This window comes from Shewanella gelidimarina, assembly GCF_023283945.1.
Taxonomy (GTDB): domain Bacteria; phylum Pseudomonadota; class Gammaproteobacteria; order Enterobacterales; family Shewanellaceae; genus Shewanella; species Shewanella gelidimarina.
On record NZ_JAKIKW010000015.1, the window covers coordinates 117545 to 127951 of the forward strand.

Below are 10407 nucleotides of genomic sequence, written 5' to 3' on the forward strand. Positions count from 1 at the left end.
GATGCTCGCGATTTTATTAATATTACTCATTAGCGGTAGCGCTATTTTTTGGATTGTTAGTCGAACATGGCGTGCCAACCGGCGCAGAAAAATGCTGACTCAAGCGCCCTTCCCCCAGGCTTGGCGTATCATTCTAAAAAAGCGGATCCCATTTTTCCGCTCACTCCCTACGGATCTGCAACTGCAGCTGAAAAAACATATCCAGGTGTTTATTGCAGAGAAACAGTTTGTCGGCTGTGATGGTTTAGAGATTGATGATGATATTCGCGTGACGGTGGCAGCCCAAGCATGCTTGCTGCTACTCAACCGCAAAACTGACTTCTACCCACACTTAAAAGAGATCCTTATCTATCCATCCGTGTTTGTCGTTAACAATGAACAACGCGATGCAAATGGCCTAGTGTCAGAGCGCAGTCGAGTTCTCTCGGGGGAGTCATGGCAGCATGGCAAAGTGATTCTATCCTGGCAAACCACCAAAGAGGGCGCAGCAGTGCCTGATGATGGCAGTAACGTGGTCATTCATGAGTTTGCTCATCAACTTGACCAAGAAGACGGTAATGCTAACGGCGCACCTATATTAACCCGAACACAAGACTATGCATCTTGGTCAGCCGTAATGATGCAGGAATACCAACAATTAGTTGAAGCAAGCCAACTACAGCAATATTCATTATTTAGCTATTACGGTGCAACCAATCCGGCTGAGTTTTTTGCCGTGATTAGCGAGGTTTTTTTCGAACAACCTCAAGCGTTTATAGCCCAACATTCAGCGCTATATAAGGAGTTGAGCACTTTTTATAAGCTCGATCCTGTAAATTGGCAGTAAGGACTGTAGACCTATCGTGCTGATTTTTGTGATCCTTTGTGATGTAGCATAATATATTCGTATCAGACTTAAGCGATGCCACCTAACGGGCTAAACAGCATAACGCCCAGCTTGATAAAATGGCTAGTAAAGCACGGTAACAACCAACGCAAATAAAGTGGCCTCAGTAAAAACGAACGTATGATAAAAAATACAGTCAATGAGACGCACTAAAACAAAACCAATAGCATGAGGCATTTATGTTTAATCTACACCATAGAACATCGACAGTATGGCGAGCAGCACTATTAACATTGCTACTATTTGGATTCAATGCCGTCGCGCAAACAAGCAGCCAAAATGATGATAAGCAACAAGCAGCAGCCCTTCTGAACCACCTTAATATCTATTCGGCTAATGCTGATTGGGACAACTATTTTGACCTATACGCTGACAATGGCATATTTATCGGAACTGATGTCAATGAACACTGGGATAAGGCGACATTTGAGCAATATGCGCGCCCTACAAAAGGGTGGCGTTATGACTTAACCAGCCGAGTAATGACTCAGCATGGGGAGGTTATCTGGTTTGATGAAATTCTTAATAGCGCATCTTACGGAGTGAGCCGTGGCACAGGCACTTTGATAAAGACTGCTCAAGGTTGGAAAATTGCCCAATATCATTTGAGCTTTCCCATTCCAAATGACATTGCAAAATCGATTACAATGCAAATAATTGCCGCTGACGCCCCTTAGCATAGCGATAGCGCTTTGGGGGATGGGGATGCACGTCCCAATGAACATTGAGAGCGCTAACTAAAAAGTAAAAAGGCTACTTCACTGCAGCAGAAAAACAGACATTCGATAGTTCTGCAAAATGGCTAAAACCAACAAAATCCTCTTTGCTCAAGCGCCTTCCTGAAGTGTCTTTGTCGGCATATAAAACGCCAATCACTGTATGGTTCATAATCAAGGGCGCAACCATAAAGCCTGAAGGTGACGTCAATGCCCTTAATGTATCATCCATATAAAGCCGCCATTTGCTTGAATGTGGATTATCAACAAACAGCGCACTCTTGATTTGTATAGACTCTTGAAACAGATTTTTATCTCCATTGAGATCGATAGTAAAATTATTTTTCATCTCCGCTGCCCCGTCGCCTAATACGATACGCGGCTGCAATGTCTTACGGTTTGGGGTCAGCAACAACACCGCACATCGGTCAACCCCTACACCTTTTAGAACTCCCTGAAGCGCTATCGACAAGACCTGGTTGAAATCAGCCTTGTTCAACGCACATTGCGTTAATGCCCGCAGACACTTTAACTGTTCAAACACATCGGCAGCTCTTATTACAGGCTGAGGCTGAGGGACATTGTGCTCAAGGATAAGTTGGTTTACATCGGGTAAGAAATCAATTAATACATGGGCACCGTAGGCATCGGCCATGATTTCTGTGGCTTTATGGCAGCGGATCATGCGCGCTTTTAATTCATCAATTTCAATATTTAAAATATTAGCAGTTTGTTTTAAGCGTTTAGATAATTCCAGTATCGATGGCGGCTTTTGCGACAGAAGTTGGCTAAGTTTGTTGGCAAGAAAGATACTGCGAATTTCAGGGGTACGTTCATCAGGCTGACTAAGCGATTTTATCAATACACTGCCTAACCCCCAGCTACGAGCGATACCGGCTGACAGTTGTTGAAAGCTAGTGCCTAAAACTTCCCTAACAGCCTTGTCACGCTCCACTGTCGATTGGCATTTATTGAGCTTAGCGTCTAACACTAAGGTTTCTGCACAACCCGTCCCCCAAAAAGCGCTCTCTCCGATATGATAAAGAAGTGAAGCGATAAAGACCTCCTCTTGCAACTCCTCATCATGATCATGCATCAACATTTTAGTTAACATTGCCGCCTGAAAAGCCTGCGCCATTAAGCCAAGTAGACGTTTATAAACCCCTTCTGACAGACCTTCAGTTTCCAGTAAACTACTCAGTAACTTTACGGTAATACAGATATTCTTTATCGCATCAAAACCCAGTACTACCGCTGCCTTACTGACCGTGGTCACCTGAGTGATGCCTTTACTGTAGGTGACGCTATTGGCCACCCGTAAAATTCGCGATGTAAGCGCGTTATCATGCATCACGCTTTGACCTAATATCGCCATTGAAGAAACATCATCTTTAGCCAGTTTCTCTAACGTTTTAACTGTCGAGCATAGTGCAGGCATCTCCTGCTCACTGATCCTGTGCGTCCAATAGTCCGCACCTCTTAACTTGGTATCTTGTATGCTGTTAGCTTTCAAATGCGACTCTACTTATGGCAACTTAAGCGGCCAAACGTCTATGTAGGATATAGCGCTTTTTACAGGTTATTTTCAGCGCTGACTTTAGCAGTCTAATAGCGTTAATTGTATACGTAATTGGCGTTAAATGCAGGATTCACTGGCCTTACGGCGACGTTTAACTGACATTTATGGTGAATATGGGAGGCTTAAGAAGAATAAAAAAATGCGACCCCGAAGGGCCGCCAATCACAAACGTAAACAGTCATCACCAAACTGGGAAGCAGGGGGAGTACTCTTTTTATTAAAAACCCGCATAGTACGTAGGAATACTACGCGGGGGACACAAGCCGCAAAAGGCAGCCAAACTTTAAAACCAATCAGCGACTAACACTTTATAAAACTAAAATATTAAACCCTGTTTTACATTTAATCTTTAAAGCCACAGTTAACCTGTTCTGTAAAATAAAACTTATGCAATAAGGAGCTCATAAACAGGCTGAGTAATAAAATCAACCAGCTCATCGGCAGTAGTCGTCTGATCAAGAATAACCGCGGCTTCGGTAAAGCGACCATGAGTGAATCTATCTGCCCCCACCTCCTCTTTAACCTGAGCCAGCTCCTGAACCAACATATCTTTAAACAAAGATTTGGTGACTAATGTGCCATTGGATAACTTCTGTTGATGCTTAATCCACTGCCAAATCGAAGTGCGAGAAATTTCAGCCGTGGCAGCATCTTCCATTAACCCATATATCGGGACACAACCATTACCGTTGATCCATGCCTCTATATAGCGCAATGCAATACGAATATTGCGGCGCATCCCATCTTCTGTTCGCTCACCTTTGCAGGCTGATAACAGTTCATGAGCCAATATTGGCGCATCGACATCGCGAGTGATATGCAACTGATTAACATGATCATCTCCAATATACTGATTGAAAACTTCCATGGCAGTATCAGCCAAACCTGGATGGGCCACCCAAGTGCCATCGTGACCATTCCGTGCTTCAAGCTGTTTGTCTTGACGTACTTTATCTAGGATCTGTTGATTGGCTATGGGATCTTTTGCAGGAATAAACGCAGCCATGCCGCCCATCGCTAACGCGCCACGTTTATGACACGTTTTAACCAATAAGCGCGAGTAGGCACTCAGAAAGGGGGTATCCATGGTCACTGATTGTCTGTCGGGCAATATACGGTCACTATGGTTATTCAGTGTTTTTATATAGCTGAAGATATAGTCCCAACGCCCGCAGTTAAGCGCCACAATGTTTGAGCGTAATTCATATAAAATTTCATCCATCTCAAATACAGCAGGTAGGGTTTCTATCAAACAAGTGCATTTAATCGTGCCAGGTTGTAGACAAAAACGCTCCTCTACAAACGCAAATACCCTTGCCCACCAACGCGCTTCTAAATGGCTTTCAAGTTTAGGAATATAGAAGTACGGGCCACTCCCCTTACTTAGCAACTGACGATAGTTATTATAAAAATAGACACAAAAGTCGAACAGAGCCGCAGGGATCGCTTGCTCAGCATAGCTTACGTGTTTCTCTAACATGTGCAGCCCACGTACACGACAAATCAACACCGCAGGATCAGCAGCTAACGTATATGATTTACCCGTTTCTGCAGAGGTATAACTAATGTCACCGCTAATGGCATCACGTAAATTAATCTGGCCTTCAATCACCTTGTCCCAGCTTGGGGCAAGTGAATCTTCAAAATCAGCCATAAACACTTTTGCATTGGCATTAAGTGCGTTAATCACCATTTTACGTTCGACCGGCCCCGTTATTTCAACGCGCCTATCTTGCAAGTCGTGGGGGATCCCTCTGATCTTCCAGTCACTTTCTCGAACGGCTTTAGTCTGTTCAATGAAATCAGGCAACTGACCTTTATCGACAAGCCCTTGCTTTATCTTTCGGTTGGCGAGTAATGTCGGTACATCGTTAGCAAAGTGCTTACAGAGTGTTTTAAGTAAACTTAACGCACCTTCTGTTAATACCGTTTCTTGTCCACTGACAGTACTAGCGGTAATCACAAGTTTATCTTCAACAAGGCTATTATCAATTGTGATCTGTTCTGCCATAAACTTTATCTCCAAACTGTATCGCCAGTATGTTTGCTTTAAGAAACCATCGCCTACAGTGGTGTATGTAGTGCGGCTTCAATTATGTAGGGATTAATTCTCTCTTGAATAGAAAATCGCTGCCGAACAAAAAACATACTTAGGGGTATATACCCAAATGACCTCGAAATGCTGACTCCTGTATTTCGAGGTCATTTGGGTTTATGTCGTTATTTGCAACAAAAGCTAACGATAAACCGCGACTGATGCAAGTAAGCCCTAGTTCGACAACAACTCAAAAGAGGATTGAAATCGCATCTGCAACATGGTTATCTATAGCACTAATAGCCATAAATACCAATTAATAACAACAACTTAACTCAGCGTGGCATTTGTGTGAGTTCAAAAGTAAAGACGTGTAAGACCAGTTGACCAAGCAAGCTCGCTAGAATTACATTCCGTAAATTAATTACGACATGTAAACCATTTAATACGGTTACCATCAAGCATGAAAATATCGCGGATATCGGAAAGCGTTTACACTTCTCTTTGGCGTTAATCAAATAAACTCTTAATTACCAGCAAGTTAAAAATATAGCGAATAACCACCGATGTAAACAACTGTTTTAATTTGACGTTTACGTTAAGTAGAAGTTAAGAGTTTGAGTGTTAACAACTCAGACCGAGGGTGAATAGTGACTAACATCACAAAAAACATTGGTTTTATGTTAACTTTTTTTGAAATTATGACTTAAACCAAACCAATACCCCCATTTACAGGTCTGTATTTGCGCAAGGCTTATCATACCCTCTCGGCCGAGCCACTCAATTTTACAATGCAAAAATTTGTAATCAGTCAATTGGTGGCCCGCCATTATTGAGAGCGGCAGGTTTTAACCAAAGGTATAGGCTGCTCCGTTGCGGATATCAAGATATCGAGCAATTCATCGATAAAGCTATTGAGTATTGCTACAACGACTCAGAAATAAATCAATACTCCATTGCACCAATAATCAATAGCCATTGCTTTAACTGCAGCAAAACGACATCTGTTGAGGCTTATTCATACAAAAGCTACGGAATAAGCTAAAGACAACAAACCACAGCAGCTCCCAATCGCTTCAAAAAACAATAAAACTATTAATTTCAATACAATATGGATTAATACATCTTCATTTATCTTGTTAACTAAATATTTTTCAGCCCCATTTAAATGCAGCATCGACGCACTACACCCAAGAAAAATACTAATGCAAATGAACTAATTACCGGTTTACCACTCAATATAAACAGCTTATGTAGCCTCAGTGTTAAAACCGAGAAACAACATAGATTAGCAACCTGAGCAAACTCTGCGACAATAGCCCTTGTCAGATAGGGGATTGCTTGGGTATTATGGCCGACAGATTTTGATGAAGTAGCGCATTCAATGACAATTAAAAAAAGAAGTCTTACCCTTTTGGGCGCTGCTGCGCTCTCACTATCGCTAAGTGGCTGTGGTGTATTCGACTATTTAATCTACAAGCCTGACATTCCACAAGGTAACTACATGGAAGACCAGCAAGTAGAAAAGCTGCGTATTGACATGACTAAAGAGCAGGTTGAGTACGTATTAGGCCGCCCTGTTTTACGTGATAGTTTTTCAGACGATACTTGGTACTACGTCTACCACTATAAAAGTGGCCGCGATGCTAGCATCATCCATAAAGAGCTGATCATTAACTTTAATGGCGATGTGCTATCTGAAGTGAAAGGTGACTATGATTTGAGTGAAGAGTTTAATACTCCACTTGAAGAGAGCAAGCTACCTGAAGTTAATATGCCAGAAGGCGAACCTCTGATCCCAGAGCAACGTCCTCAAGCCGTGCCTTTAGTTGAAGAGCAAGAAACTCAACCAGAGTCGCTATCAGAGAAAAACTTCGAATAATTGGAGTGTTAGCTCAGCCCTGCTGAGCTTACAACAGATATTAAAAATGCGAGCCTCTTTTAAAGAGACTCGCATTTTTGTTTTAGGGCTATAACCTTTTAAAGCAGCAACTGACTCAATTCATCGTGTAACAACAAAATAGCGCAGAGTAACAAAAGTCCCTTTACAGCTTGGCGCCGGTGATCTTATTCACTCGCCCTTCGTCTTTCGCTTTTTCTGCACGTTTACGACGCACATCTTTAGGATCAGCGATAAGTGCTCGGTAGATCTCAACCCGCTGCCCAGGTTGCAGTACTTCAGAGTGTTTAACTGAACGACTAAAAATACCTAACTTAACCGTTTCTAAGTCAATTTCAGGGAAATAGCGCTGCATATCACTTTGCTTCACCGCATCAATACACGTGGTACCAGGTTCAATGTTCACTTTAATCCGCTTTTGCTGTTGCGGTAGAGCATAGATAATTTCAACCGTAAACTGACCTTGTTCCGTATTCATGTGTAAATCACCTTAGCGCGACGAGTAAATGCCGTCACCATAGAAGACATTAATTCTTTAAACACCTTACCAAATGCCAAGTCCGCTATCGGGCTAGAAAACTCAAAACTGAGTTCAAAATCGACTTTACAGGCATCTTCCGCTAACTCAGTAAACGTCCACTCACCAATCAATTCTTTAAAGGGGCCATTTTCTAACTGCAGCTTAATACTCTTGCCCGCAACAACCTGATTGCGAGTGGTAAATGTTTTACTTATCCCCGCTTTAGCCACATCAACCGAGGCCACCATCGTTGTGCCATCAAACTCCAACACCTTGCCACCCACACAACCTGGCAAGAACTCTTTATAAGATTCGACATCATTGACTAAGTCATACATCTGCATCGCACTAAAACGAACTAATACATTGCGGGAAATTTGCGGCATTGATGATTGATACTCAAAATATAAACAGGATTGCTGAATTTTAACATGCCTACAAAAAAACGCATCTTTGACACGCTTAACCTTCATTAAGTGCTTAAAAAGCAGACAAACGCATCAGTGAATCCATAAATAACCGAATATTTTGGCTTCGCCAATTCCAAATTGAGCTTGCCTGCGTATAATAGCCAGCCTATGGCTAAGAAAAACGCAAAAAACTCAAAGAACACTTCCGCTTCAATCGCCCGTAATAAACGCGCGACTTTTGACTATAAGTTTGAAGAGAAGATGGAAGCAGGCCTATCTCTAATGGGATGGGAAGTTAAGTCTATTCGTATGGGCAAGGTTAACTTGTCTGAAAGCTACGTATTTCTAAGAGAAGGCGAAGCCTTTCTTTTTGGTTGTACTATCGCGCCACTCAACACCGCCTCGACTCATGTCGTGTGCGATCCATTGCGCTCACGTAAATTACTGCTCAAACGTAAAGAGTTAGATAAATTAAAAGGCTTAGTCGATCGTAAAGGTTACTCAATCGTACCTATCTCTATGTACTGGCAGAAAGGCGCATGGGTAAAGATCGAAATAGGTCTAGGTAAAGGTAAGAAAGAACACGACAAGCGTGACGATACTAAAGATCGCGAATGGCAGATAGAAAAAGCGCGTACCATTAAAAAAGCGGTACAACAGTAACTTAAGCGCCATTGATTTTTTATTAACGTACGCAAAACGAACAAACGATTGCAAATGCGATTTTTATGCTTGGTAAAACAAGATGTGTCGCGTTACAATCAATCTGTACTTGGGGGCGATTCTGGATTCGACAAGATTCTCGAAACCCTGGGAGCATGCCGAGGGGCGGTTGGCCTCGTAAAAAGCCGCACCGTTATAGTTGCAAACGACTCTAACTACTCTCTAGCAGCTTAGGCTAGCTAGCCATCTTGCCGAAACTTATCAAATGGGTTTGGTTCTTAGATGGTCATCTTACATTTGATAGCGAGGGAACCACGTTCAGGGGTGAACCGCGAAATAGTACTGAACTCGCCAATTACAATCCTGTCTTTCGGAGTGTACTTGGTTAACCAAAAGAGAGACTAAGCATGTAGTGCCTTGGACGTAGGCTTTTTGGACGCGGGTTCGAGCCCCGCCGCCTCCACCAAATATTAGAAAGCCCCGATACGAAAGTATCGGGGCTTTTTTATTGGTTGGCGGTGTGGGCGAGAAGCCGCGTTAGGGTTCGACAAGTTTGTCGGGAACAAACTTGAACGTCGCTTGCGACGGCCCCGAAGGGGCGAGTGTCAGGATGATACGAGTAAACCCGCCGACTCCACCAAATACTAAAAAGTTCAAATCCCACACCAGCACACCACCATTAGATAATAAACCTTCTCCTTATCTGAGCTTAAATACTCTTTCACGCTAATTATTTTTCACCTATGAATTGCGATAAAATGCCTCAATGGCGACAAAGTGGCGACAGCCAAATATCAGAACTATCGATTACTGGCTAGCTCCTCTTTGCTGTAACACCTTCAAACTTGTCACCGACACCTGGTTCGAAATCAAAACACAGAAAATCACGGCCAAAAATTGTATCGACGCCTTGAGATCTACCTCTTCCCTGCCCTAGGAGAGACACCAATCAGCGCCTTAACAGCCCCACAAGTTATTCAAGTGCTCAAGCCTGCCGAAGCTAAGGGAAATATAGAAACCTGTAAGCGTGTGATCAGCTGGCTAAACGAGGTGATGACCTTTGCAGTCAACACTGGCCTGATACATTCAAACCCACTTATTGGCATAGCGGCTGCTTTTGGTGTCCCAGAGAAGCAACAAATGCCTACCCTCAAACCAGCTGAGCTGCCAGAGTTTATGGAAGCATTAACCTACTCTAGTATCAAGATAACTACTCGCTGTCTAATTGAAATTCAGTTGCACACTATGACCCGCCTAGCAGAAGCAAAATGGACTGAAATTGATTTTGATAAGCAGCTTTGGACGATTCCAGCTGAAAGAATGAAGATGAAGCGTGAACATATCATCCCACTCACACCACTGGTCATATCGCTGTTAAATCGCATGCATAAAATCAGCGGTGACTTGGAATACATCTTCCCTGCAGATAGAAACAACAATAATCACACCAACACCGAAACGGCCAATATGGCTATCAGGCGTATGGGCTACAAAGGTCGTTTAGTCGCTCACGGCCTACGCTCATTGGCTAGTACCACACTAAATGAACAAGGCTTTGATGCTGAGCTTATTGAAGTATCACTCGCTCTGAAGTGGCATAGTTAATTTGGCCATCTAGTTAGAGGTTGATATTATGGCCTCGTTATTATTTAGGTGATCGTATGACTAAACGTATAAAACGTAATTTTACCCCCGAAT

General features: G+C 42.8%; 9 protein-coding genes and 1 other RNA gene. 6 read left to right on the forward strand and 4 right to left on the reverse strand.

The window, feature by feature from the left end; all coding sequences use genetic code 11:
- The first annotated feature begins 1 nt into the window (after position 1).
- Both L2729_RS13765 and L2729_RS13770 read left to right on the forward strand, forming a co-directional pair.
- The gene (locus L2729_RS13765) at positions 2-826 is read left to right on the forward strand and encodes a M90 family metallopeptidase (RefSeq protein WP_248988775.1); all 825 of its coding nucleotides are present in this window, start codon (positions 2-4) and stop codon (positions 824-826) included.
- A 239-nt stretch (positions 827-1065) separates the two neighbouring features.
- Complete coding sequence (locus tag L2729_RS13770) at positions 1066-1563, forward strand: nuclear transport factor 2 family protein (RefSeq protein ID WP_248988776.1); 498 nt, start codon at positions 1066-1068, stop codon at positions 1561-1563.
- Between the two features lie 76 nt (positions 1564-1639).
- Here L2729_RS13770 and L2729_RS13775 read toward each other — a convergent pair whose 3' ends face one another.
- Both L2729_RS13775 and aceB read right to left on the reverse strand, forming a co-directional pair.
- Positions 1640-3115, reverse strand: a complete 1476-nt coding sequence (locus L2729_RS13775; protein WP_248988777.1) for an HDOD domain-containing protein — start codon at positions 3113-3115, stop codon at positions 1640-1642.
- 451 nt (positions 3116-3566) lie between these two features.
- A complete protein-coding gene (aceB, locus tag L2729_RS13780; protein ID WP_248988778.1) occupies positions 3567-5192 on the reverse strand; it encodes a malate synthase A in 1626 nt (541 codons plus the stop codon).
- 1408 nt (positions 5193-6600) lie between these two features.
- On the opposite strand from aceB, the gene L2729_RS13785 reads away from it, so the two are divergent.
- A complete protein-coding gene (locus L2729_RS13785) occupies positions 6601-7098 on the forward strand; it encodes an outer membrane protein assembly factor BamE (RefSeq protein WP_248988779.1) in 498 nt (165 codons plus the stop codon).
- Between the two features lie 163 nt (positions 7099-7261).
- On the opposite strand, the gene L2729_RS13790 is transcribed toward L2729_RS13785, so the two are convergent.
- Entirely contained in the window at positions 7262-7594 is a 333-nt protein-coding gene (locus L2729_RS13790) for an RnfH family protein (protein ID WP_248988780.1), read from the reverse strand.
- Positions 7591-8022, reverse strand: coding sequence for an SRPBCC family protein (locus L2729_RS13795; RefSeq protein WP_101093385.1), 432 nt, complete (start codon positions 8020-8022; stop codon positions 7591-7593). The genes L2729_RS13790 and L2729_RS13795 overlap by 4 nt, the downstream gene beginning before the upstream one ends.
- Positions 8023-8214: 192 nt before the next feature.
- On the opposite strand from L2729_RS13795, the gene smpB reads away from it, so the two are divergent.
- From smpB to L2729_RS13810, 3 genes are all read left to right on the forward strand, one after another.
- Complete coding sequence (gene smpB, locus L2729_RS13800) at positions 8215-8709, forward strand: SsrA-binding protein SmpB (protein WP_101093378.1); 495 nt, start codon at positions 8215-8217, stop codon at positions 8707-8709.
- A gap of 111 nt (positions 8710-8820) precedes the next feature.
- Positions 8821-9175: a transfer-messenger RNA gene (ssrA, locus tag L2729_RS13805) on the forward strand.
- A 431-nt stretch (positions 9176-9606) separates the two neighbouring features.
- Complete coding sequence (locus tag L2729_RS13810) at positions 9607-10314, forward strand: tyrosine-type recombinase/integrase (RefSeq protein ID WP_248988781.1); 708 nt, start codon at positions 9607-9609, stop codon at positions 10312-10314.
- Positions 10315-10407 lie beyond the last annotated feature (93 nt).